Raw genomic sequence first — 24,711 nt, 5'->3', positions numbered from 1 at the left:
CGGTCGGTTTATTCGCCTGTTGATAACCGTCCGCGCTTATAAAAAACCTGCCATCACTATTAGTCTGCTAATTAAATTCACGAAAAGAAAAGGTTATGACCTTACTGACCGGTTAAATAGCCAGCACAGTCCTCTGTCAATAAACAAATGTCTGAAACACCAGGCTATGCCCTGAATTGGCCCCCCTTTCACTGCCTGTTCTCACCATCATCTGACCACAATTGTAGCTAAAGTAGTCATTGTGTTACGGATTGATTTCACATCAAAAAAACCTATATAAAATTGATTAAAAGCACTCGCCACGGCGTCTGTAATCAGTTAACCTCAGTCGCAGTGAGGCTACAGATACAGAAAATTCAGATTTTTCACCATTAAAGTGTGTCCATTAACACATTTTAGTAATTAAGGATTTGTTTTAGTCTGTTTCGCTTATTAATCTCCCTGTTTTGTCATCTGGCTGGCGACAATTTTGTCGTAAGGAAATCGAAGGAAAACCCAAATAATGGTCAAGTCTCAACCAATACTGAGATATATATTGCGGATCGTGCCCGCATTGGCGCTGGCCACACTCCTCTCAGCTTGTAGCAGTACCCATAGCAGTCAAAACGCGAATAACGAGAATCATGAAGTTAACAACCACAATGGTTTTTTACTTCAGGCGTCTCAGGATGAGTTTGAAGAAATGGTGCGTAATGTCGACGTTAAGTCGCGCATCATGGAACAATACGCCGTCTGGAAAGGTGTGCGCTATCGCCTCGGTGGCGATACCAAACGCGGGATCGATTGTTCCGCCTTTGTACAACGTACTTTCCGCGATCAGTTTGGCTTAGAATTACCGCGTTCTACCTCTGAGCAGCAGGATACCGGTAAAGAGATTACCCGCAGTAAACTGCGTCCTGGCGATCTGGTGATGTTCCGTGCCGGTTCAACTGGCCGTCATGTTGGTATCTACCTTGGCAACGACAATTTCGTTCATGCCTCAACCAGCAGTGGCGTGATGATCTCCAGTCTCAATGATGACTACTGGAAAAAGCGTTACCGTGAAGGGCGCCGTGTATTAAGTCGGAACCCGACCTGATTATCACCTTCGATCTTCTCAGCCAGAGAACATGAAACGCTGCTTATGCAGCGTTTTTTTTCGTGCATTATCTCTTATCGACAGCCGTTATATCCGATAAAAGCATTGTATTTCAGATTAATAAGGAGACATTTCAGACTATCTCGTTATATTCTCGGTCGCTTAAACCGAAGCAGTCGTGCGCAATATCATAATAATAATTTATCAGGAGCACCTCATGCCACTGTCGGGGGCGCTACAGCGCCAGGACACCTATCCTCGCCGTATCGCATGGAGTAGCGCGATGGCTGGCGGCTTATTCTTTCTTTTGTTTGCTGCTCTGTCGTTTCACCAGACCTGGCAGAAGCGCGAACGGCAGCATCAGCAACTGCTGGAGAACAGCCGCACGGCATTGCAGCAAACGCTCTCTACTCTGCTCAATAGCACCCTTAGTCCCCTGCTTCCGTTTACCCACGCTGCCTGCCATACCATCAATCGTGAACTAACCTCACGCGCCGCCTTTGCCGGGAATCTTCGCGCCATCCTGCTGGTTAAAGATGGTTATGCCTTTTGCTCCTCGGCTACCGGCAGTTTTAGTCTGCCACTCAATGTGATTGCGCCCCAAAGTAATACTTCGCGCGATATCGACCTGCAGCTGATGCCGGGTACGCCGTTGCAGCCAGACAAACCGGCGCTGGCACTGTGGATTAAAAATCCCGGCAGACTGCAGTCAGGCGTTTTCGCAACGCTCAATATCACCCTGTCGCCCTATTTACTGCTGGCATCCTGGCGCCCGGAAATCAGCGGTATGGCGTTGATGGCACAGCGCAGTGCCTTAACCAGCTGGCAGCCCGGCGTCGTTGAGAATAAAAACCTGCCGACGCCGCTGCACCAGCAGGCACTGCCTGGATATCCGCTAAAGTTTGTGTTGTACGGTTCCACTCTTGCGTTCAGCGATTATCAGAATATCCTGCTGAGTGGCCTGCTGCTGTCGCTGCTGGTTTCAGGAACTTGCTGGTTGCTGTTGTCGTTTTATCAGCGTCCTGGCAAAGAGCTGATTCTGGGCATGAAGCGCGGCGAATTTCACATTGAATATCAGCCGCTGGTCACCTCCCATGATGGCCAGCCTTATGGGATGGAGGCGTTGCTGCGCTGGACACACCCGACCAAAGGCCCGATCCCGCCCGATGTTTTTATTCACTATGCCGAATCGCAGAACCTGATTATTCCCCTGACCCGGCATCTGTTTCAGTTGGTTTCCCGTGATGCACATCTGCTGTGTCATACCATTCCCCGTTGCGCCTGCCTCAGTCTCAACATTTCGCCCCTGCATCTGGCTGACAGTGGCTTCCGTCAGGATGTGCTTCGCTGGCTTGATGCCATGCCTGCGGGGCACTTTAACTATGTGTTTGAGATCACCGAGCGAGCCATGGTGCGCGACGAAAACGTTGGAGAACTGTTTAACTGGCTTCGTCAGCAGCAGATCCATATTGCCATTGACGATTTCGGTACCGGTCACAGCGCGCTACTCTATCTGGAACGTTATGCCTTTGATTACCTCAAAATCGATCGCGGCTTTGTTCAGAGCATCGGTACCGATACCCTGACCTCGCCGGTGCTGGACACCGTACTGCAGCTGGCGAAGAAACTGAACCTGAAGAGCGTGGCCGAAGGCGTAGAAACCGTTGAGCAGGCTACCTGGCTGATTAATCGCGGTGTAACACATTTGCAGGGTTACATCTTTAGCCGTCCGTTGCGCCCGGAAACGCTGATAGACTATTTCCGGCGTCATAACGCCTGACGCTACCTGGCCCGGAAAGCACCGGACATCTGACAGGAGAGATCATGCTGTTTCGCTTTGGACTTTTAATGCTGTGGGGCCTGCTTAGCGCCCCGCTGCTGGCTGCCTCTGTCAAGCAAAGCTACGCATTCACCCAAGCCGGTGAAGCGAAATATCCGCCCGGCTTCAGCCATTACGATTATGCCAATCCCAATGCGCCGAAAGGCGGCAGCATCACCATGGCGGTTGTGGGCACTTACGACAACTTCAATCGTTACGCCTCACGCGGTAATCCGGGCATTAACACCGGCACGCTTTATGATGGGCTTTACACCGGCTCAGACGATGAGCCGGGCAGTTATTATCCATTGATTGCTGAATCAGCACGTTACGCCAGCGATTTTACGTGGATTGAGATTCGCCTTAATCCCCACGCCCGTTTTCAGAACGGCACACCGATCACCGCTCACGATGTGGCGTTCACCTTTCAGAAATTTATGACCGAGGGCGTGCCCCAATTCCGCGTCGCTTACCGTGGCGTTACCGTTAAAGCACTCAACGATCTCACTGTTCGCATTGATGCACAGAAGCCGGATAAAGATCTGCTGCTTGGCTTACTGACGCTGCCGGTTATCGCAGAGTCGTTCTGGCACGATAAGACGTTTAATGAGCCATTAAGCGCGCCACCGCTCTCCAGTGGGCCTTATCGCATCACCCGCTGGAAGCTGGGCCAGTTTATTGAGTTCAGCCGGGTAAAAGACTACTGGGCCGCTGACCTGCCCGTGAATCGCGGACGCTTTAATTTTGATCGCATGCGCTATGACTATTATCTGGATGATAATGTGGCATTTGAAGCCTTTAAAGCGGGCGCCTACGACTGGCGTGATGAAACATCGGCAAAGCAATGGGCCACCCAGTATCGCGGCCGCAATTTTGACAATGGCAGCATCGTTAAAGAGGCCACACCCAACGATGCCGCTATTGATACCCGCTGGCTGGCGTTCAACAATGAAAAACCACTGTTCAACGATCGCCGCGTACGTCAGGCTTTCTCACTGATGTTCGATTTTAAGTGGATGAACAAAGCGCTCTATTACGGTGCCTGGCAGCGCGCCAGCAGCTATTTCCAGAACACGGAGTATGCTGCCAGCGGTCTGCCGGATACCCAGCAGCTGGCCCTGCTGAAGCCCTGGCGCGCACACCTGCCGCCTGAGCTATTTAGCCAGCCTTACCTGCCGCCCACGACTAATGGCAGCGGCTATGACCGTGCCAGCCTATTAAAAGCGTTTGACCTGCTGAAACAGGCGGGCTGGCAGATTAAAAATCGCCGTCTGGTCAATGATAAAACCGGTCAGCCGTTCACCGTCGAGCTACTGTTGCGCGCGGGTACCCACACCGAGTGGGCGTTACCGTTGCAGCACAACCTTTCGCGGCTCGGCATTATGCTGAACCTGCGGCAGATCGACAGTTCGCAATATCTGCGGCGCTGGCGTGAAGGCGACTATGACATGATTGCCACAGTCTATGGGGCGATGCCGATCCCGACTTCCAGTCTTCAGGTTATGTGGCAGTCGGACTATATCGCCTCATCCTGGAACACCGCGCGGGTCAAAGATCCTCTGGTTGATGACTTCGTGAAACAGATTGTGGCGCATCAGGGTGATCCCACCGCGCTGCGGCCACTGGCTCAGGCGCTGGATCGGGTGCTGCTGTGGAATGCGTATATGATTCCGATGTGGTACAACGCAGAACAGCGGCTGGCGTACTGGAATAAGTTTTCTCACCCTGCCCGCAAACCCCTCTACAGCGTCGGGCTGGAAAACTGGTGGTACGACACAAACAAAGCCGGACGCCTGCCGGCCAGCAAACGCTAAGGAGATGACCGTTGGCCGCTTACTTTCTGCGCAGATTGCTGCTGATCATCCCAACGTTGTGGGCGATCATCACGCTTAACTTTTTTATCGTGCAAATCGCACCCGGCGGACCCGTTGATCAGGCGCTGGCTAACATTCAGTTTGGTCAAACAACCGGTCTGCCCGGCAGCGGCGCGGAGAGCGCCAGTTTACGCGCCAGCTTCAGTCATCTCAATCCGGCCGATAATCAGTACCGGGGCGCGCGCGGGCTGGATCCTGAAGTGATTGCTGAGATTAAAAAGCGTTACGGTTTCGATAAACCTCTCTGGCAGCGCTACGGCGAGATGCTGTGGAATTACCTGCGTCTGGATTTTGGCGACAGCCTGTTTCGCAGTGCCTCGGTGATTGGGCTAATTAAAGAGAGCCTGCCGGTCTCAATCAGCCTGGGATTATGGAGCACGCTGATCATCTATCTGGTGTCGATTCCGCTGGGGATCCGCAAAGCGGTGCGCAATGGCAGCGCCTTTGATGTCTGGAGCAGCGCCTTTATAATTATTGGCTACTCCATACCGGCTTTTCTGTTTGGCATCATGCTAATCGTGCTGTTTGCCGGTGGCAGCTATCTGGACTGGTTTCCGCTGCGCGGGCTCACCTCTGCGCAGCACGACACATTGCCCTGGTATGGCAAAGTACTGGACTACTTCTGGCATATTGCCCTGCCGGTGCTGGCGACAGTTATCGGCGGCTTCGCCACGCTGACCATGCTGACGAAAAACGCGTTTCTGGATGAGATCCGCAAGCTCTATGTGGTGACTGCACGTGCCAAAGGGGTACCGGAGCGCCGTATTCTCTATCATCATGTGTTTCGCAATGCGATGCTGCTGGTGATCGCCAGCTTCCCCGCCACGTTTATCAGCATGTTTTTTACCAGTTCAGTGCTGATTGAAGTGATGTTCTCGCTCAACGGACTCGGCCTGCTCGGCTATGACGCGACGCTGCAACGTGACTATCCGGTGATGTTTGGCACGCTCTATATTTTTACACTGATCGGTTTGCTGATGAATATCCTCAGCGATCTGACCTATACGCTGGTCGATCCGCGCATTGATTTCGGGAGCCGTTCATGACGCTCTCTCCGCTGAATCAACAGCGCTGGCAGCGCTTTCGCCATAACCGACGCGGCTACTGGTCACTGTGGATCTTTCTGGTCATTTTTCTGCTGTCGCTATGTGCCGAACTGATCGCCAATGACAAGCCGCTGCTGGTGCATTACCAGCAGCGCTGGACGGTGCCGCTACTGTTTGACTACAGCGAAACCGACTATGGCGGCGTACTGGCGACAGCGGCGGATTATCAGGATCCCTGGTTGCGGCAGCGCATTGCGCAGAATGGCTGGGCCTTATGGGCTCCGATTCGCTTCAGCGACAGCACCCTCAATTTTGCCACCGAGGTGCCCTTCCCCTCTCCACCCTCCGGGCAGAACTGGCTCGGCACGGATGCCAACGGCGGCGACGTGATGGCACGGCTGCTCTATGGCACGCGCATCTCGCTGCTGTTCGGCGTGCTGCTGACGCTCCTCTCCAGCGTCATCGGGATTGTGGTTGGCGCGGTGCAGGGGTATTTCGGCGGCAGGATTGACCTGATTGGGCAGCGGCTGATTGAAGTCTGGTCCGGCATGCCCGCGTTGTTTTTGCTGATTCTCCTCTCCAGCGTGATCCAGCCCGGTTTCGGGTGGCTGTTGCTGGTCACCGTGGCTTTCGGCTGGATGAGCCTGGTGAGCGTAGTCCGGGCCGAGTTTCTGCGTACCCGAAACTTTGATTACATTCGTGCGGCGCAGGCGCTGGGGGTCAGCGATGGCAGGATTATGCTGCGTCACATGCTGCCTAACGCGATGGTGGCTACCCTGACCTTTCTGCCATTTATTTTGTGCGGATCGATTACCACGCTCACCTCCCTCGACTTCCTCGGCTTTGGACTGCCGCTGGGTTCGCCCTCGCTGGGCGAGTTACTGCTGCAGGGCAAAAATAACCTGCAGGCACCCTGGCTGGGCCTGGCGGGCTTTTTCACCCTGGCGATCCTGCTTTCGCTGCTGATTTTTATCGGTGAAGCGGTGCGCGACGCCTTTGATCCGGGCAAAGGAGCCTGAATGACAACGCCATTGCTTGCCATCAATCATCTCTCAGTCGCTTTTCGTCAGGGCGAACGGCTTCGCCAGGTTGTGAATGACGTTTCACTGCGCATCGACGAAGGCGAAACGCTGGCGCTGGTGGGCGAGTCGGGTTCCGGTAAGAGCGTCACGGCGATGTCGGTAATGCGACTGCTGCATGAGGCTGCGGTGGTTTATCCCCGTGGAGAGATTCTTTTTAACGGTGAAGATCTGCTGCGCACCCGCGAGCAGCGTCTGCGCGCTATTCGCGGCAACCAGATCGCGATGATTTTTCAGGAGCCGATGGTATCGCTTAATCCGTTGCATACCGTAGAGAAGCAGCTGTATGAAGTGCTGTCGCTGCACCGCGGGCTGCGTCGTCCGGCAGCCCGCGGTGACATTCTTAGCGTGCTCGATCGCGTCGGTATCCGACAGCCTGCCGCCCGGCTCAATGATTTTCCCCACCAGCTTTCAGGTGGGGAACGCCAGCGGATAATGATCGCCATGGCGCTGCTGACCGAGCCTCAGCTGCTGATTGCCGATGAGCCGACCACTGCACTGGATGTGACAGTGCAAACGCAGATCCTGACGCTGCTTCGTGAACTGCAGCGTGAGCGGAATATGGCCATGCTGTTTATCACTCATAACCTGAATATCGTGCGTCAGCTGGCGGATAACGTCAGCGTGATGCGCCAGGGTCACATCGTGGAGCAGAACCGCTGCCAGATCCTCCTGAATCAGCCGCAACATCCTTACAGCCAGCAATTGCTGGCCGCCGAGCCGGAAGGAAAAGCGCTGCCGCTGCCAGCGGAATCGCCGGTCATTCTTCGGGTCGTTCAGCTTCAGGTCAGTTTTCCGCTGCAGCGCAGGTTGTTCCGGCGGCAGACAGGTGAGAAACACCTACTCTCCGGGCTAAGCTTTAGCCTGCGGCGCGGCGAAAGTCTGGGGCTGGTGGGCGAGTCCGGCTCAGGTAAAAGCACCACCGGGCTGGCGCTTTTGCGGCTGATTGCCTCGCGCGGGGAGGTCTGGTTTGACGGCCAGCCGCTGCATCAACTGTCGCGCCGGCAACTGCTGCCGCTGCGTCAGCGCATTCAGGTAGTGTTTCAGGATCCCAACTCTTCACTGAATCCGCGTATGACGGTGCAGCAGATTATTGCTGAGGGGCTGGCGGTGCATCAGCCCGGTCTCAGCACTGCGCAGCAGGAGACGCAGGTCATCGCAGTAATGACGGAGGTAGGGCTTGAAGCGGAAAGCCGCCATCGTTATCCGGCCGAATTTTCGGGCGGTCAGCGACAGCGTATTGCTATCGCGCGGGCACTGATTATGGAGCCGGAGTTACTGGTGCTGGATGAACCGACCTCATCGCTGGATCGTACGGTGCAGAAGCAGATTCTGGCGCTGTTACGCCGCTTGCAGCAGCAGCGACAGCTCAGTTATCTGTTTATCAGTCACGATCTGGATGTGGTTCGCGCCCTGTGCCACCAGCTTATTGTGCTGCGTCAGGGAGAAGTGGTGGAACAGGGAGAGTGTGAAAGGGTGTTTGCTTCACCCGCGACAGCTTATACCCGCGAACTTCTTCAGTCGGCGCAACTTAACGTGCAATAAAGGTCTCGGCAATCGCCACACCCTGGTTTTTCAGGCAGCAATTGGTGGCGCTTTCATCACGACGCTGAATGAACAGGCAGGGCTGCCCTTCACACTCGGCAACTTTGCAATCAACCTGAATATCCGCCAGGACCTCTTTTAGCTGCTGCAAGATTTCCCACGCCGGAATGCCATCATGGCTGATGAGTCGCAACGCCACGAACTCTTGGTCATCCAGCGTATTGTCATCGCATTCGATGGCACTGTGGTGATCGCTGGCCCAGCGAAAACGCTGCGGAAGACGGTGCACAATTGAAAGTTGCAGCATAGTTTACTCTCCCCGATGAGTTTATGTCGCAACACCGACCTGCCCAACTGAAAGCGGGTTGATGACCGCTGAGTCCGGACTGCTGTTGATAGCCCGTCCGTGCGGATTGCAGAAGTGCATTTTGCGACTTACATCGCACTTCAGCCTATTATGTACCGCGTTCACACTCCATTAACAATCATTTTAGACGCAACATGATTACTTTTTTAACTAAGAACCTTAACATTAACGAAACAAATTCGGCAAGATGTGCATTACGGGGGCAACGACAGGAAAACCCCTGCGACCGTTTAACGGGACGCAGTGCGGGAACGTGAAGCGAAGAAGAAGAGCAGTAGAGAGATTGTTGCGCAGAGCGCGATAGTACCGACCATCGGCCAGGCGCTGTTAAAACTTACCAGCGACAGCAGCGCCCCCACAAAAGCACCAACGCCAAAACGCAGCGTGCCCGCCAGCGACGATGCCGTACCCGCCATATGCGGAAACTCATCCAGAATCACCGCCATCGCATTTGATGAAACCATCGACACGCAGCCGATAAAGAGCGCGATGCCCATGACCAGCGGCAAAAAGCCGAGGCTGAAGGCGCTGACCAGCAGCAGCCAGATCCCCATACAGAACTGTATCAGCAGTCCCAGCCGGAACATCGTCACCGGGCCAAAGCGGCGCACTGCCCGACTGTTAATTAGCGTCAGCACAAACAAAAACACCACGTTGAGACCAAAGTAGTAGCCAAAATTTTGCGGTGACACGTGATTCAGCTCAATGTAAACAAAGGGGCCTGCATTGAGAAAAGTGAACAGTCCGGCAAAGGAGAAGCCGCTTGACAGCATGTAACTGAACGCGCGTTGATGGCGAAACAGCGTCACGAAATTGCCCAGCGTGGTACGCAGATTAAATCGCTGTCGCTGCTCCGGCTTGAGAGTTTCACGGATCTGCGTGGTCACCAGCAACGTGGTGACTAAGGCCGCACCCGAAAGTGACCAGAAGATCGCGTGCCAGCTCCAGAGCACCAGCAGCCAGCCACCGATGATCGGCGCCAGCAGCGGCGCAATGGTGGTAATCAGCATCACAAAGGACATCATGCGGGAGAAGTCCTCTTTCGAGTAACTATCACGCATTAACGCGTTGATCACCACACTGGCTGCGGCAGCCGAAAGCCCATGCAGAAAGCGCATTGTAATCAGTTGATCAATGGTCTGCGACAGCGCACAGGCCGCGGCAGCGCAGGCAAAGATCAGGGTGCCGAGCGCAATCACCGGTTTACGCCCATAGCTATCTGCCAGCGGCCCATAGATAAGCTGACCAATCGCGAAACCAAGAATGTACAAGTTAAGCGACATCTGCACGCTACCGGCTGAAACGCCGAACTCACGCGCAATCTGCGGCATGGCAGGCAGATACATGTCGATCGACAACGGCATCAGCATGGCTAACAGACCAAGGATGACCACCAGTCCTGTTGGCGAATTCTTTTCCTTACGCACACCTTCTCCTGCCCGTGTCATGGTGACGCGGGCCGACTGGCCCGCCCGGTTATTTTGTCTGCAGCTCTTTTGGCAGACCGATACTGGCGATCTCTTCTTCCGTCAGCGCCCGATATTCGCCCGGTTCCAGATCGGCGTCCAGCACGATGTCACCGATACGCTCACGATGCAGTTCAATGACCCGATTGCCTACTGCCGCAAACATCCGTTTTACCTGGTGATAACGGCCTTCACTCAGCGTCAGCCGGACGTCTGTAGGCGTGATCACCTCTAGCTGTGCCGGTTTAGTCAGGCTCTTCTCGTTGTGCAACTGCACGCCGGCGGTAAACTGCGCGGCCGTATCGTCACTCACCGGCGATTCCAGGGTGACACGATAGGTTTTCTCGCAGTGATGACGTGGCGAGGTAATGCGGTGTGACCACTGGCCATCATCGGTCAGCAGAACCAGCCCGGTAGTGTCGATATCAAGACGCCCCGCCGCGTGCAGTTTGAATGACATCGGCTCTTCGATGAAATAGATGATGGTGGGATGATCGGGATCGTCGGTTGAGCAGACGTAACCCTGCGGTTTGTTCAGCATAAAGTAGCGTGGACCGGTCAGCATCTGCAGTACGTTGCCGTCATAGACGACTTCGTGGTCGGGCAGCAGTTTAAACGCGGTGTCGCGTACGACCTCCCCGTTAACGGTGACACGCTGGCCTCGGATCTCGCGATGGGCGATGGCGCGGCTGATTTCCAGTTGCTGAGAGATGAATTTGTCGAGTCGCATGAATTCGTTTTGCCTGTTACTGCGGAGGGAAACTGAAACGGTTTCGTTAACCGTTGAAAAAGTGCGGGAAGTATAACGTGATCCGCGCCAGCCTGACAGCGCGTTTACCGCACTTTCATGGCATAATTACCGCCAGTTTTGCAAAAGTGAGCAACATGTCTTTTACTTTACGCCCCTATCAACAGGATGCGGTGAATGCCACCGTTGCGCATTTCCGTCGTCATCAAGAGCCTGCGGTGATTGTGCTGCCGACCGGTGCCGGAAAGAGCCTGGTGATTGCCGAACTAGCACGGCTGGCGCGTGGCCGGGTGCTGGTGCTGGCACACGTCAAAGAGCTGGTGGCGCAGAACCACAGTAAATATCAGGCTTACGGACTGGAGGCGGATATCTTTGCCGCCGGACTTCAGCGTAAACAGAGTCAGCGCAAAGTGGTGTTTGGCAGCGTGCAGTCAGTGGCGCGCAACCTCGACCAGTTCGACAGCGCCTTTTCACTGGTGATTGTTGATGAGTGCCACCGTATCGGTGAGGATAAAGAGAGTCAGTATCAGCAGATCTTTCATCATCTGCGCCAGCATAATCCTCAGCTACGTTTACTGGGCCTGACCGCCACACCGTTCCGACTGGGCAAAGGCTGGATTTATCAGTTCCACTATCACGGCATGGTGCGAGGCGACGAAAAATCGCTGTTTCGCGACTGTATCTATGAACTGCCGCTGCGCTACATGATCAAACATCAATTTCTGGTGCCGCCGGAGCGACTGGATATGCCGGTAGTGCAGTATGATTTCAGCCGCCTGACGGCGCAGTCTAACGGCCTGTTCAGTGAAGCCGATCTTAACCGTGAACTGAAAAAGCAGCAGCGCGTGACACCCCACATTATCCGTCAGATTGTCGAGTTCGCTGACGATAGACTAGGGGTGATGATATTTGCCTCAACAGTGGAGCATGCGCGTGAAATTCTGCAGCTGCTGCCCGTTAACAGTGCGCTGGTGTCAGCCGAGACCCCTGCCAGAGCGCGCGATGCGCTGATTCTGGCGTTTAAGGCTCAGCAGCTGAAATTTCTGGTTAATGTGGCGGTGCTGACCACCGGCTTTGATGCCCCGCACGTTGATCTGATTGCAATACTGCGCCCGACCGAGTCAGTCAGCCTCTACCAGCAAATCGTCGGACGCGGCCTGCGGCTCTCGCCCGGCAAAACCGACTGTCTGATTCTCGATTACGCCGGTAATCCGCACGACCTCTTTACGCCCGAAGTCGGCGCACCTAAAGGATCCAGCGACAATCAGCCGGTACAGGTTTTCTGTCCCGCCTGCGGTTTCGCCAATACCTTCTGGGGCAAGGCGACCGAAGATGGCATGGTTATTGAACATTTTGGCCGACGCTGTCAGGGCGTGCTGGAAGATGATGAGGGCGAGCGCGAACAGTGTGACTTCCGCTTCCGCTTTAAATGCTGCCCCGACTGCGGCGCAGAAAATGATATTGCCGCCCGACGCTGTCACCAGTGCGACAAAATTCTGGTCGATCCGGACGATATGCTTAAAGCGGCGCTGAAACTTAAAGATGCGCGGGTGCTGCGCTGTGGCGGCATGACCCTGGAACAGGGCCGTGACGCCAAAGGCGAATGGCTAAAGGCGACCTATTACGACGAGGAAGGCACCAGCGTCAGCGAACGGTTTCGTTTGCAGACACCGGCCCAGCGCAAAGCATTTGAACAGCTCTTTATGCGACCGCATCAGCGCGCGCCCGGCGTGCCGCTGGGCTGGCAGACCGCCGCTGACATAGTGGCGCTGCACCCGCTGCTGCGCCATCCCGACTTTGTCGTGGCACGGGCCAAAGGCCAGTTCTGGCAGATTCGCGAAAAAATGTTCGATTATCAGGGCCGCTATCGCCGCGCCAATGAGCTGCGCTAATCCGCTGCCTCGGGTGTGGCTAACCGGATGCAGGAACCTTGCTGGCGGGTATATCGTTTGCTACCACCAGGCATAACGGCTATACTGCCGCCCGCTTTTGCATGTGCATCAGCGGTATTGAATAACCAGCCTGTTACTGGGTCGCCTGTAGCAGGAATTAAACAAAGAGATATATTAATGCTCACTATCAATGCAGTAGAACGTAAAGAGCAGGGTAAGGGTGCGAGCCGCCGCCTGCGTACAGCAAACCGTTTTCCGGCCATCATCTACGGTGGTTCTGAAGCGGCTGTTGCCATCGACCTGGATCACGACTCCGTAATGAACCTGCAAGCTAAGCCAGGTTTCTACGACGAAGTGCTGACCCTGTCAGTTGACGGTAAAGAAACCAAAGTGAAAGTACAGGCTGTTCAGCGTCACCCGTTCAAGCCAAAACTGTTTCACATCGACTTCGTTCGCGCTTAATCGCGGATTACGTTGAAATGTAGAAGGGCCGGTTGAGAAACCGGCCCTTTTATTTTGCCGCTGCCACGCGAAGAACATTGCAAAACGCAGTACAAGCCGGGCTAAGCCCCGGCTTTTTATTTGCTGCTGGTACGGCGCTGAAGTTGATCGCGCAGATTGGGTGGTGTGCCCTTAATCGTCAGGGTGTCCATTGCCGGATCCCAGAAAATGCGTTCGCCCAGCAGCATCGCATCGAAGTTCAGGGTCAGTCCCCCGCCGCTTCCCGCAAACTTCGTCAGCTGGCGCAGCGTGCTGCGATCGGCAGGGAAGCTCTCTTCCAGCTCGTAACCCTGTTCCTGGGTAAAAGCCTGAAAGGTTTTTTCGCCCAGCGGTGGCAGTTCGCTCGACAGATCTTCCAGCGCAATCTCCTCGCCCGACTGCAACTGCTCGTTGCAGTAGCTGTAAACCTGCTGGCGATAGTTCTGCCGCTCCTGCTTATCCAGTTCCGATTCGTTGCAGTAGTCATCCACGGCCTGCAACAAACCGCGGTTCTGCGCCTTGGTGTCTAATCCCACTTCGGCACCGAGGAAGTCCATAAAGAAATCAGCCACTTTACGGCCGACGCGGCCGCGCAGGAAGGTCAGGTAACGGGTCGATTCCGGATTGGTTTCCCACTCGGTTAAATCGATGCGTGCCACGATGTCGGCATGATTGATGTCGAGATAGTGGGTGCTGCTGATATCCATCTGCTCGTTGACACGCATGCTGGACTGACTGTTCAACACCGCAATCAGCAGATATTCCACCGCCAGATAGCGGTAGTGAATAAACAGCACCACGCCGCCTTCAGCAAAGGGGTATTTTGCAAGCTCGTCGCGCAGACGGCCGGTCGCGGCACGGCTAAAAGCGAGAAAATCATCGTTGCCCTTACGACAATTACGCAGCGCTTCTGCCAGTTCACTCTCTGCATTGAACAGGCCATAGGCTTTGCTTTTTGCACTGTAAACCCGGTGTAACTCCTCCACCATCGCGTTGACCGTGTTGGTGGCAGGCAGCAGTGAATCACGCAGCGCCAGTTCAAGCTGGTTTTCATCGCGTTTAATTAACTGATGCAGGGCAATCTGGTCGATATCCAGACTCATGGTAGACTCTCCTTTTAGCACAGGCGCGTATTCAAACACTGCCGGCATCGGCTTTCAACTCCATGCATAAAGCGAACGCGCTGCTTTCGATAAAATTGCGGTAAAAAGTGCGTTGTTCCGGTAATATATCGCCTTTTGAAATGAGCTTAGACGACGATATGGCACAATCATCCCGTTACAGTGACGAACGCGTGGAACAACTCCTCGCGGAAATGGCCCAAATCCTGCACAAGGACAAAGCCCCCACCGATCTCTCCCTGATGGTTCTGGGAAATATGGTGACCAACTTAATTAACAGCGATGTTGCCCCGGCGCAACGCCATTCACTGGCACAGTCTTTCGCCGATGCCCTTCAGGCGTCAGTGCGTGACGATAACGCCCATTAATTGGCTGATTTGACTTCATAATATGGTAACCAACCGGCAGCGCTACCGCGAAAAAGTCTCCCAGATGATCAGTTGGGGGCACTGGTTTGCTCTGTTTAACATCTTATTCGCACTGATTCTAGGCAGTCGCTACCTGTTGGTCGCCGACTGGCCTTCTTCACTGGCGGGGCGCGTTTACGCCTATACCAGCTGGGTTGGCCACTTCAGTTTTATCGTTTTCGCCACCTATCTGTTGATTATTTTCCCGCTCACCTTTGTGGTGATGTCGCAACGGCTGATGCGGGTGTTATCCGCGGTGATTGCGACGTCCGGGCTGACGCTGGTGATGGTTGACAGTGCGGTCTTCAGCCGCTTCCACCTGCACCTGAATCCAGTCGTATGGGAGCTGGTCATAAACCCTGATCAGAGCGAGATGGCGCGCGACTGGCAGCTGATGTTTATCAGCGTACCGCTGATTTTTCTTGTCGAGATGCTGTTTGCGACCTGGAGCTGGCAGAAGCTGCGCAGCCTGAATCGCCGTTCATTTGGTAAGCCTGTCGCCGCTCTGTTTTTCAGCGCCTTCTTTGCCAGCCACCTGATGTATATCTGGGCGGATGCCAACTTCTATCGCCCCATTACCATGCAGCGTGCCAACCTGCCGCTCTCCTACCCGATGACCGCCCGACGCTTCCTTGAGCGTCATGGTTTACTGGATGCGCAGGAATATCAGCGTCGGCTGGTTCAGCAGGGTGATCCGGAAGCGCTGGCGGTAGAATATCCGCTGAGCGAGATTACTTTCCGTGATGCCGGCACGCGTAACAACCTACTGGTGCTGACTGTCGATGGTCTGAACAACGCCACGCTGGACAAAGCGCTGCCGGAACTCAATCAGTTCGCCAGCGAGAACGTGCGTTTTACCCAGCACTTCAGCGCGGGTGATACCCCGGAGAAAGGATTATTTGGCCTGTTCTATGGTATCTCCTCCAGCTATATGAACGGTATTCTGGCGTCCCGCACGCCATCGACCCTGCTGGGCGCGCTTAGCGCTCAGGGTTATCAGTTTGGCCTCTTCTCCTCGGAAGGTTTTAATCCTCCGCTCTACCGACAGGCATTGCTGACTGATTATTCACTACCCGCAACGACTAACCAGCCCAACGCCAGCACTGTGGCACAATGGCAGGGCTGGCTGGAGAAACAGGACGGTTCACAGGCACCGTGGTTCTCATGGATCGCGCTGAATGGCCCTGACGTCACCGGCGAGAGTGCAAAAGCCCGTCAGCGTAGCTATCTGCGCCAGGCTCCCGCCGTTGATGAGCAGATCCACGCGGTGCTGAGTAGCCTTCAGGCACGTGATTTGCTAAAGAACACGGTAGTAGTGATTACCGCGCAGCGTGGTCTGGCATTGGATGGCAATCCGGACAGCGCGGGAAACCGCCAGACGTTGCAGGTACCGTTAGTGATTCACTGGCCTGATACACCCGCTCAGACCGTTGATCGTCTTTCTGATCATCAGGATGTAATGGCGACGCTGATGCAGCGATTGCTGCATGTCCGGACCAATCCGGTGAACTATTCCCAGGGTGAAGATCTGTTTGCGGCAAGTCGTCGCCATGACTGGGTTGCCAGCAGCGAAGAGAATAAACTGGTGATTACCACCCCGCAGATGACACTGGTACTTAATAACAACGGTAGCTATCGCGCTTACGATTCGCATGGCAACGCGCTGAAGGATCATAAGCCGGAACTGGCGCTGTTGTTGCAGGTATTAACTGAGGAGAAGCGATTTATCGCTAACTGATTAATTATCAGGCAAATAGCTGGCGGATATATTGCATTTGTGACGATAACCAGTAGACTAATCTTCCAGTGTTCGGCACGTAGCGCAGCCTGGTAGCGCACGGTCATGGGGTGTCCGGGGTCGGAGGTTCAAATCCTCTCGTGCCGACCAAATTCTCCCAACGTTTTGTCTGGTGAAGTCCAGAGAGAACCATAAAAAACAGTTTAAACAGTAGGTTGTTGAAACCTGCTGTTTTTCTGTTGTCTAGTGAAATCCTGATTGATACAGTGGAATCCACCTGATTTAGGCATACTCATGGGCATACGTTTTTAAGACTGCCTTTTGATATGCCTAAGCCTTCCGAGGAACAGAATGGAGACTGCTCAGGGCAAGACAGACAAAGCCTTTAAACAATACCGAAGTGAAGAACGCCAAAGCTGCTGGACGAGCACTGGTTCTTTATGACGGGGACGGTCTGGAACTGCAGGTCACTCCCGGAGGCTCAAAACTCTGGCGGTTTCATTATTACAAACCCTTCACTCGTAAACGGGGCATGATCAACTTTGGTTCATACCCTTCCGTTTCGCTTTCCGAAGCCCGCCAAAATCGTGAATCAGCCCGCGCGCTTCTCAGCAAAGACGTTGACCCTCAAGAGCATAAAAAGGCAGAGCAACTTCGTCAGAAGAGTGTGAGTGAAAGTACGTTTGAAAAAGTTGCAGCTGAGTGGTTTAAGACCAAAGAGGCAGCCGGATTAACAACTCACACTCTTAACGATATCTGGCGTTCAATGAGTCAATATGTGTTCCCACATATTGGCTCTATTGACCTGCCCCCAGTATTAGATACAACCGCAGTTAGTCATGTCGGATCCTTCATTCTCTGAATTACCCTTTCTCCAGCCCGCTGCAAATTCAGATGGTGTCAGATAATTCAGCGTGGGGTGCGGGCGGCAGTTGTTATAATCGTTATGATCGGCTCCCGATCAGTTAACCCTCCTCGCGCGCCCCAGAATCCCATCTATACTGACTTACGTGTAGGTAACAAGAGGAGAGTTCATGAAATATATTGATAAAGACGATCCAGCCGAAGCACCCGAGTCCGGCGATAAGCAACCTTCCCCGCCAGAACAGAAATAACCCACAGGGCCGCGTCTGACGCGGCCTTTCTACGTCTGCTTTTCCCAGCGCTTAACATTCAAATTAATCCCGTCCATCCGTTAACATTCCTCTGACCATCAGCGGGTTAACGCTGGCACCAGAATCTGATCCGCCTCACAAAACCCGTCACAGGAAGCGCATTTTCATCAAACCGAAACAAAAGTGTCACAGAACATGCCTATCCTGAACTTTCCAGAAATTGACGGATAATTTTTATGGCGATCAAAGCGAAAAGCCTGAAAGATGCAGAAGCGTTACTGCATTCAGGCATTAGCAAAGTGGAACTGGCGTATGACATTGGTAGCGACGATTTCTTTCGTCTGGCGAGCCACTGGTGCGACCGGGGTGCACGTATCAGCAGGGGTCACCACCATTTCGTTGTTTCTTTGAAGAGCTTTGTCATTCCCCCTAATGACTGATTACTGCGGGCTGCTTGCCCTCACCTACCACGCCTGATTAAATGACTTTTTGGCTTTTTATCATGGTTACGCATGCGCTATCCCGACCTGCCGCTGCCGCCTGTTGCAGGCGGCTTTATTCTTTCCCGTCACCTTAACCACAGCGATCCTTTGCTGGCGGTGAGCCACTTTGCCCCACAAAAGTATCATGACGCGCTGGCTGTCGAATGGGGTATTCCGCTGCCTGCCCGACTGCAGCAGGCTGTCATTAAGCGGCGTGCCGAATACCTCGCCAGCCGATTTCTGGTCCGGTCAGTAATGGCAGAACTGGGCATTGCTGATTTCATTCTGAGCAATGCACCCGATCGTTCCCCCTGCTGGCCTGCTGGCATTCAGGCATCACTGTCACACAGTGCAGGGGTCGTTGTGGTGGCGGCTACCCGACAGCCCTGCGCTATCGGGATAGATGTCGAACAGTTCATGTTGGAGAAGACGGCGCAGGATACGGCAGAACTGCTGATGAACGAGCAGGAACAGCAATTGTTACGAACACTGCCCATCTCCTTCAGCGCTGCCGCTACCCTGCTCTTCTCTCTCAAAGAGAGCATTTACAAAGCACTGTGGCCACAGGTGTATCAACCGATGGACTTTCTGGACGCTGCACTGGTGTCGGTAGATTTAACGCAGCAGCGCGCTACGCTGCGTCTCACTCAGCACTTCAGCGGATGTTTTACGGCGGGGACGTTGTTGCAGGCAACCTTTCTATGGCATGAAAACCAGGTAATCACCCAGGTCACGCATCGGCTTTAAAAAACCGGCTAAACACGACGCTTTAAAACCTCGCAGTTTAGCCGGGTGGTAAACACAGACGAAAAAAAAGTGTCAGGATGGCAGAAACCGGGGTTTCTGTTGTTCGCTAAAGTAACCTGTCTGACACGAAGCACGCCGGGGCGCTTTTCTGCTAAGTTTTGCCAGCTGCCACTAAAGCCCGGTGTCGGTGCGTTTTACCGAGTCGAGCGTGGCAAGATCGCGCTCATTGCCGGTCAGCTCCGTTAACTGACCTTCACGCATCTCCAGCAGCCGATCGGCATGAATGAAGTAGTGATCGTCATGGCTGATAGCAAACACCGTTTTGCCCGCCTGCTGTAACCACGGCAGCAGCTCACGATAGAAGATACGTCGAAAGTGGGGATCCTGATCCGCCGCCCACTCATCCAGTAACAGCACATCGCGCTCTTCTGCCACCGCCAGCAGCAGGGCCAGTCGCTTACTCTGCCCTTTAGAAAGCCGCAGATTCAACACTTTATTGCCTTCAATCTTCAGCTTATCCTGCATCTTCAGCCTCTCCAGCCACTGCTGAACCAGCGCCGGATTGGCCGCTACGCCTTCCCGCCCGATTAACCGGTCAAACAGATGTAAGTCGGTAAAGACCGCCGAGAACTGACTGCGCCACTGATCAAGCTCGTCAGCCGTTATCGGCTTGCCATCCAGCAACAGCGTGCCGGACTGAGGCTGATAAAGCCCGGTCAGGAGCATCGCCAGCGTCGATTTCCCGCTGCCGTTGCCGCCAATCAGGAACACCAGTTCACCCCGGCGCAGCGTCAGGTTAATTGGTCCAACCTGAAAGCCGTTATCACCATAATGAAAAGAGACGTCGCGCAGTTCCAGTGTTTGCCAGTCAGAAGCGGTGGATGGCGCGTGGAATCCGGGCTGATAAGGGGCGAGGTCAAAGGCGTTGAGCTTGCGGAATGCGACCTGTGCGCTGAGCAAAGTGGGTAACGCGCCCACCGCAGAGAGCAGCGGCGTGCGTAAAAATAGCAGCGTCAGGGAAAAGGTCGCGGCAACAGCGGTGTTGGCCCAGCCCAGGCTATTGGCCATAAAAAAGACCATACCGATAGCGCCTAACGTCATGATATTTGACCAGTTAACCGCACTGAGATGATAAGTATCGGCGCGCACAATATGATGACGCCAGGCGCGGGCATCTTCCTGATAAACCGTATCGTAGACCTGCTGCGCGCGTGAGCGATTAAGCTGAAGCTCTTTACGCCCTTCAATCACCGTCTGGTAATCGTGATAGAGGTTATCTTCGATTTCCCGCAGCTTTGCCATGTGCTGATAAACCCGCGAGACCAGCAGCCAGCCGCCCACCAGCGTGACACCCAGCCAGACACTGGTCACCAGCAGCATTTTAGGCGACAGCCAGGCAAGATAGATCGCCGAGCCGAGCGTAATGATGACGCCCTGAAACAGTTCCGGCAGACGCACAAAGGCCAGTGTAATCGCCCGCACGTCGCTGGTCAGTCCCGCCAGCAGCTGCGCACTGCCGAGTTGTTCGATGCGTTCAACGCGGGAATCGAGGATGCGCTTAATAAATTCGCCGCGCAGTCGCCAGACAAACTGATGGCCGAGCATGGTCAGCGCCAGCTGAGAGGCCAGCGTTACCGCCATCAGCACCACCAGCTGCAACAGGAACTGCGGCAATACCGCAAATGAGGTGTTGATAGCGACAATCATTTCGCGATTGATAAAGGCGATCATGCCGATACCCAGCACCGCGCTTAACAGCGTCAGCGCTATTACCCCGATAAAAGGCCAGCGGAACTGGCGAAAAACAACGCTTAGCAACGTCATGCAGGCATTCCATCAGTCAAAAACAGCCTGCAGTGTAATGGGATGCGAAATGATAGCAATAGTTATTCTCACCACGCCGTTACCGCCGTGACAGGTTAAAAGGCGCGGCGAAACGTCAGGTTATAACGCCAGGCACCGACCAGCGGATGAATGCCCGGCTTGAGCGGCAGGATACCGTGATAACGCAGACGTGACGGCCCGCCCCACACCACGATATCACCATGTTCCAGCAGTACACGCTGGGTACTGTCGCTGCGCTCGAAGCCGCCAAACTGAAAGACCGCCGGTAATCCCAGCGACACCGAAACGATAGGCTGGCGCAGATCTTTCTCATCTTTATCCTGATGCAGCGTCAGCTTCGCGCCCGGTTCATAGCGATTAAGCAGGCAGGCATCGGGATTAAAGCCGGGGAATCCCGCCTCAGAGGCCGCCTGCTGCGCCAGGGTACGAAACAGCGGCGGCATAGCCGGCCATTTTCGCCCGTTCAGGTTATCCTGCTGCTGATACTGATAGCCGCGTGAATCAACCGACCAGCCAAAATCGCCGCAGTTGGTCATCGCCACCGACATGCGATGGCCACCGGGCGTGATGCGATGGGCAAACGGGTTCTGCTCCGCAATCACCCTAATCTGCTGATAAAGCGCTTCGGCATCCTCACGCGCGCGACGCCGCAGGATCACTGCACCCTCTGCCAGCGTCTCCTGCCAGGGTTGCTCTTCACTAAAAAGATCTAACATCAAGGTTCTCCGGATTCGGCGGGGATCAGGAAAGCAGTAAACTGCGGCGACATCCAGCTGACAAATCTATCGCCCTGCTTGCTGATCAGATAGACCGCCAGATGCTGTTCTAGCGCCAGCGCTTTGGCTTTTTCGGTGCCGAGGACCATCAGTCCGGTATCCCAGCCATCCGCTTCCAGCGCCGTGGTGGCGATCACCGTGGCGGAAACCAGTTTATGCTCAATTGGCTGCCCGGTAATGGGATCGATCACATGAGAAATGCGTTTCCCATCCAGTTCATAATAGTTGCGATAGCTGCCGGAAGTGCTAATGCCGTGTCCTTGCAGATTAACGCGCGCCTGAACCGCATTCTCACGATCGGTAGGTTTCTGAATCGCCACCCGCCATGGCTGCTGCTGCGCATTAAGGCCACGGCTCAGCACGGCGCCACCCACCGACACCAGATAGTTGTTAATGCCGAGCTGCTCCATCAGTCGCGCAAGATGATCGGTGGCGAAACCTTCGCCCACCGTCGAGAGATCGACATAGAGCCCCGGCAAATCTTTTTGCAGCCACTGTCCGCCTGCGCCCTGCAGCACCCGCAGATGCTGCAACCCGGTCTGCGCACGGGCGGCAGCGATTTGTGCCGCATCCGGCGTATGGCCGGGTTGTTTTGTCGGACCAAAGCCCCATAAGTTGACCAGTGGACCGACGGTAATATCCATTGCCCCACCGGTTTTATGGCCAATGCGCAGTGCGGTAATGATGATATCCGCCATGTTTTCACTCACCGGCTGCGGTGACAGGTCACGGCTCTGGTTGAAGCGCGATAAAGCGGAGTCTGGCTTCCAGGTAGAGAGCTCGGCATCGTCCGCGTCCAGTTGCTGCTGAATGCGCTGTTGCAGCTCCGCTTTTCGCTCGCTCTGTATACCCGCCAGGCTCACCCGCCAGACGGTTCCCATGGTTTTACCTTCCAGCACCATCGATGTTGTCGGTGCAGATTTATCGCAACCCGCCACCGCCAGAATGAATAGCGACATAAACAGCAGATTAATCTTATAACGCATCTTTCCTCGCTTGTAACACTTTATTAATAGCCACTACAAAGCATAAACTTCTGGTAAATTAGCTTAAATAGAGTTGTCTATTTCGCTGAATCACGAGAACATCTCTCAGTCATCTATCCTGATTCCGCCCTTTAATAGGCGATTAACAAATTCAAGTAAGGAGTTACAGATGATCTATATGATTCTCGCCATTGCCCTGGGTCTGTTTGTCTACGGTAGTTATAAAGTTGCAGAACAGCGTCGTCATCGTCACATGACACCTTCACGCCCGCGCCATTAACAGGCTTCACTGCACCTGATTTGGGCAACCTCGCGCGCGGCCAGTGTACCAAAGTGGGCGCGACATCTGTGGCTGTGAGAGCGGTAAAGCTGGCATGAATTCTGCACTGTTGAAACAGTGTTTATCTCTGAGAGGTGCAGAATGAAAAATTCGCAGAAATGGCAGTCAGCCTGGCATCACTGGTTGAGCTTTTCAGCTTTCACCCTGGCAGGCGTGGCCTTTGAAGGTGCGCGATTCGGCAGCGTGATGTCGCCAGTGATAACGGCACCGGAAGCCACGAAGTGTCGACAGGCTGAGGCGCTCAGCCCGGAAGGTAACGCAGGAGCGCAGCGGTAACTGCGCTCCCTGACAAATCAGAACTGGTAAACCAGACCCAGTGCCACCACGTCGTCGGTATTGATACCGGCTGCGTCGGTGAACTGGTTGTCATCCAGCAGGTTGATTTGGTAATCCACGTAGGTGGACATATTTTTGTTAAAGTAGTAGGTCGCGCCTACATCAATGTATTTCTTCAGGTTTTGTTTACCCCAGTTCTGCACATCGTTGCCGCGTGAGGTAACATATGCCAGCGATGGACGCAGACCAAAGTCGAACTGATACTGTGCCACCAGTTCCCAGTTGTCCGCTTTATCTGCATAACCGTAGGCTGCGGAATCGCTACTGCCGAAGCGAGTTGCGTTAAAGGAGCGTGAATACATCGCCGCCAGATAGACATTGTTCGCGTCATACTTCAGACCGCCGGTATAGACTTCCGCTTTATCGCCACGGCCAAGGATACCGGATGTTTCACTGTTCTGATCGTTGGTACGATCAGACTGGAAGGTTGCTGCACCAATTCCAAAGCCTGAACCCAGATCATAAGTGGTGCTCAGACCCCAGCCGTCGCCATTCTGACCCAGTACGTCACGTCCATTAGGTGACTCGGTGCTGTTGCCATTCTTGCCCTGATACTGGACTGCGAAGTTCCAGCCATCCACCAGACCGAAGAAGTTATTGTTACGGTAGGTCGCCATGCCATTACCGCGCTGATACATGAAGTTATCTGCGCCATAGGTATCGCCGCCGAACTCTGGCAGCACGTCGGTCCATGCGCCGATATCGTAGGCTACGCCGTAGTTACGACCATAATCGAACGAACCCGCATCACCAAATTTCACACCGGCAAAGCCAACACGGGTAAAGCTGTCAGCAGTCCCTTCAGACTCGGCATTGTTCAGCGCCGCCTGGTATTCCCACTGGCCGTAACCGGTCAGCTGGTCGCTGACTTCAGTTTCGCCCTTAAAGCCAAAGCGAACGTAAGACTGGTCGCCATCAGAGCCGTCGTTGTCAGAGAAGTAGTGCAGTCCGTCAACTTTACCAAAGAGATCTAATTTGTTGCCGTCTTTGTTATAGATTTCAGCTGCGTTTGCTGATCCTGCTGCAACCAGCAATGCAGGGATCATCAGGGAGAGAATGCGACGTTTCATTTTATTACCCTCTGTTATGTGCCTTTATTATTTGCCACTGCTAACTGAATGCTTAGAAATTCAGCCGGCAGGCCATTGTTGTTTTATAACGGGTAATAATCCACCAGGAAAATGCTACTAAATTTCCAAAAGTGTTTCATAAATCGAAACTGTTATTTCAAAACGTAAATCAGTGGGAACTAATAACCCGCACAGATCGGTAAAAAAAGGCGCACAAATGGACAAACCTATTTTGAGCTTTTTGTTATCAACAGGTTAGATAGGAGCATTCCGAAGCACTGAATGATAAAACTCGTACGACATCTGGTAATAGAATAGACCCCGCTATCATCATTTATTCCATTATTACCTTCA

The 24,711-nt window shown here is 54.0% G+C and carries 23 protein-coding genes and 1 tRNA gene; 16 read left to right on the top strand and 8 right to left on the bottom strand.

The window, feature by feature from the left end:
• Positions 1–502 precede the first annotated feature (502 nt).
• From mepS to yejF, 6 genes are all read left to right on the top strand, one after another.
• Entirely contained in the window at positions 503–1,078 is a 576-nt protein-coding gene (mepS, locus tag WFO64_RS06660) for a bifunctional murein DD-endopeptidase/murein LD-carboxypeptidase (protein ID WP_013358530.1), read from the top strand.
• 217 nt (positions 1,079–1,295) lie between these two features.
• Complete coding sequence (locus WFO64_RS06655; protein ID WP_337010076.1) at positions 1,296–2,858, top strand: cyclic di-GMP phosphodiesterase; 1,563 nt, start codon at positions 1,296–1,298, stop codon at positions 2,856–2,858.
• Between the two features lie 44 nt (positions 2,859–2,902).
• Positions 2,903–4,711, top strand: coding sequence for an extracellular solute-binding protein (locus WFO64_RS06650; protein ID WP_337010075.1), 1,809 nt, complete (start codon positions 2,903–2,905; stop codon positions 4,709–4,711).
• 11 nt (positions 4,712–4,722) lie between these two features.
• Positions 4,723–5,817, top strand: a complete 1,095-nt coding sequence (locus WFO64_RS06645) for a microcin C ABC transporter permease YejB (protein WP_337010073.1) — start codon at positions 4,723–4,725, stop codon at positions 5,815–5,817.
• Complete coding sequence (locus WFO64_RS06640; protein WP_337010071.1) at positions 5,814–6,836, top strand: ABC transporter permease; 1,023 nt, start codon at positions 5,814–5,816, stop codon at positions 6,834–6,836. The genes WFO64_RS06645 and WFO64_RS06640 overlap by 4 nt, the downstream gene beginning before the upstream one ends.
• Positions 6,837–8,441 (top strand): microcin C ABC transporter ATP-binding protein YejF, encoded by a 1,605-nt coding sequence (yejF, locus tag WFO64_RS06635; protein ID WP_337010070.1) that lies wholly within the window; start codon positions 6,837–6,839, stop codon positions 8,439–8,441.
• On the opposite strand, the gene WFO64_RS06630 is transcribed toward yejF, so the two are convergent.
• The 3 genes from WFO64_RS06630 to rsuA all read right to left on the bottom strand — a co-directional run bounded on the left by WFO64_RS06630 (position 8,428) and on the right by rsuA (position 11,004).
• The gene (locus tag WFO64_RS06630) at positions 8,428–8,748 is read right to left on the bottom strand and encodes a hypothetical protein (RefSeq protein ID WP_337010068.1); all 321 of its coding nucleotides are present in this window, start codon (positions 8,746–8,748) and stop codon (positions 8,428–8,430) included. The genes yejF and WFO64_RS06630 overlap by 14 nt on opposite strands.
• Positions 8,749–9,038: 290 nt before the next feature.
• On the bottom strand, positions 9,039–10,235 hold the full coding sequence (locus WFO64_RS06625; RefSeq protein ID WP_337010066.1) for a Bcr/CflA family multidrug efflux MFS transporter: 1,197 nt from the start codon (positions 10,233–10,235) through the stop codon (positions 9,039–9,041).
• Positions 10,236–10,284: 49 nt separating this feature from the next.
• Positions 10,285–11,004, bottom strand: a complete 720-nt coding sequence (rsuA, locus tag WFO64_RS06620) for a 16S rRNA pseudouridine(516) synthase RsuA (protein WP_337010064.1) — start codon at positions 11,002–11,004, stop codon at positions 10,285–10,287.
• A gap of 155 nt (positions 11,005–11,159) precedes the next feature.
• Here rsuA and WFO64_RS06615 point away from each other — a divergent pair, with 155 nt between their 5' ends.
• Together WFO64_RS06615 and rplY are read left to right on the top strand one after the other, a co-directional pair.
• Positions 11,160–12,914 (top strand): DEAD/DEAH box helicase, encoded by a 1,755-nt coding sequence (locus WFO64_RS06615; protein ID WP_337010062.1) that lies wholly within the window; start codon positions 11,160–11,162, stop codon positions 12,912–12,914.
• A gap of 177 nt (positions 12,915–13,091) precedes the next feature.
• Positions 13,092–13,376: a 50S ribosomal protein L25 gene (rplY, locus tag WFO64_RS06610; protein ID WP_013358540.1), complete on the top strand. Its 285-nt coding sequence runs from the start codon at positions 13,092–13,094 to the stop codon at positions 13,374–13,376.
• Positions 13,377–13,492: 116 nt separating this feature from the next.
• Here rplY and yejK read toward each other — a convergent pair whose 3' ends face one another.
• Positions 13,493–14,497 carry a nucleoid-associated protein YejK gene (gene yejK / locus WFO64_RS06605; protein WP_337010060.1) on the bottom strand — a complete coding sequence of 335 codons (1,005 nt, stop codon included), beginning with the start codon at positions 14,495–14,497 and terminating at the stop codon, positions 13,493–13,495.
• A gap of 158 nt (positions 14,498–14,655) precedes the next feature.
• Between yejK and WFO64_RS06600 the strand changes: the two genes are divergently transcribed.
• The 6 genes from WFO64_RS06600 to WFO64_RS06575 all read left to right on the top strand — a co-directional run bounded on the left by WFO64_RS06600 (position 14,656) and on the right by WFO64_RS06575 (position 19,004).
• Positions 14,656–14,883 (top strand): YejL family protein, encoded by a 228-nt coding sequence (locus tag WFO64_RS06600; RefSeq protein WP_337010058.1) that lies wholly within the window; start codon positions 14,656–14,658, stop codon positions 14,881–14,883.
• A gap of 22 nt (positions 14,884–14,905) precedes the next feature.
• Positions 14,906–16,660, top strand: coding sequence for an LPS biosynthesis-modulating metalloenzyme YejM (gene yejM / locus WFO64_RS06595; RefSeq protein ID WP_337010056.1), 1,755 nt, complete (start codon positions 14,906–14,908; stop codon positions 16,658–16,660).
• Between the two features lie 73 nt (positions 16,661–16,733).
• Positions 16,734–16,810 (top strand) — tRNA-Pro (locus WFO64_RS06590).
• Between the two features lie 208 nt (positions 16,811–17,018).
• Complete coding sequence (locus WFO64_RS06585; protein WP_337010517.1) at positions 17,019–17,522, top strand: integrase arm-type DNA-binding domain-containing protein; 504 nt, start codon at positions 17,019–17,021, stop codon at positions 17,520–17,522.
• 489 nt (positions 17,523–18,011) lie between these two features.
• A complete protein-coding gene (locus WFO64_RS06580; RefSeq protein ID WP_337010054.1) occupies positions 18,012–18,215 on the top strand; it encodes a hypothetical protein in 204 nt (67 codons plus the stop codon).
• Between the two features lie 72 nt (positions 18,216–18,287).
• A complete protein-coding gene (locus WFO64_RS06575; protein ID WP_337010052.1) occupies positions 18,288–19,004 on the top strand; it encodes a 4'-phosphopantetheinyl transferase family protein in 717 nt (238 codons plus the stop codon).
• Positions 19,005–19,175: 171 nt separating this feature from the next.
• On the opposite strand, the gene WFO64_RS06570 is transcribed toward WFO64_RS06575, so the two are convergent.
• The 3 genes from WFO64_RS06570 to apbE form a co-directional block, all read right to left on the bottom strand.
• Positions 19,176–20,828 (bottom strand): multidrug ABC transporter permease/ATP-binding protein, encoded by a 1,653-nt coding sequence (locus WFO64_RS06570; RefSeq protein ID WP_337010050.1) that lies wholly within the window; start codon positions 20,826–20,828, stop codon positions 19,176–19,178.
• Between the two features lie 95 nt (positions 20,829–20,923).
• Positions 20,924–21,565 (bottom strand): DNA oxidative demethylase AlkB, encoded by a 642-nt coding sequence (gene alkB, locus WFO64_RS06565; RefSeq protein WP_337010048.1) that lies wholly within the window; start codon positions 21,563–21,565, stop codon positions 20,924–20,926.
• Positions 21,565–22,611 carry an FAD:protein FMN transferase ApbE gene (gene apbE / locus WFO64_RS06560; protein ID WP_337010046.1) on the bottom strand — a complete coding sequence of 349 codons (1,047 nt, stop codon included), beginning with the start codon at positions 22,609–22,611 and terminating at the stop codon, positions 21,565–21,567. Before apbE ends, alkB begins: the two co-directional genes overlap by 1 nt.
• Before the next feature lie 169 nt (positions 22,612–22,780).
• Between apbE and WFO64_RS06555 the strand changes: the two genes are divergently transcribed.
• Positions 22,781–22,891 carry a response regulator gene (locus WFO64_RS06555; RefSeq protein ID WP_337010044.1) on the top strand — a complete coding sequence of 37 codons (111 nt, stop codon included), beginning with the start codon at positions 22,781–22,783 and terminating at the stop codon, positions 22,889–22,891.
• A 141-nt stretch (positions 22,892–23,032) separates the two neighbouring features.
• Positions 23,033–23,227 (top strand): hypothetical protein, encoded by a 195-nt coding sequence (locus WFO64_RS06550; RefSeq protein WP_337010042.1) that lies wholly within the window; start codon positions 23,033–23,035, stop codon positions 23,225–23,227.
• A gap of 17 nt (positions 23,228–23,244) precedes the next feature.
• Here the strand turns inward: WFO64_RS06550 and ompC are convergent, their stop codons facing one another.
• On the bottom strand, positions 23,245–24,357 hold the full coding sequence (ompC, locus tag WFO64_RS06545) for a porin OmpC (RefSeq protein ID WP_337010040.1): 1,113 nt from the start codon (positions 24,355–24,357) through the stop codon (positions 23,245–23,247).
• Between the last annotated feature and the right edge of the window lie 354 nt (positions 24,358–24,711).

It is taken from the genome of Pantoea sp. AS142 (assembly GCF_037152305.1).
Lineage (GTDB): Bacteria > Pseudomonadota > Gammaproteobacteria > Enterobacterales > Enterobacteriaceae > Pantoea.
Note: the sequence above shows the minus strand (reverse complement) of the source record. Positions and strands in the feature narration are given on the sequence as shown.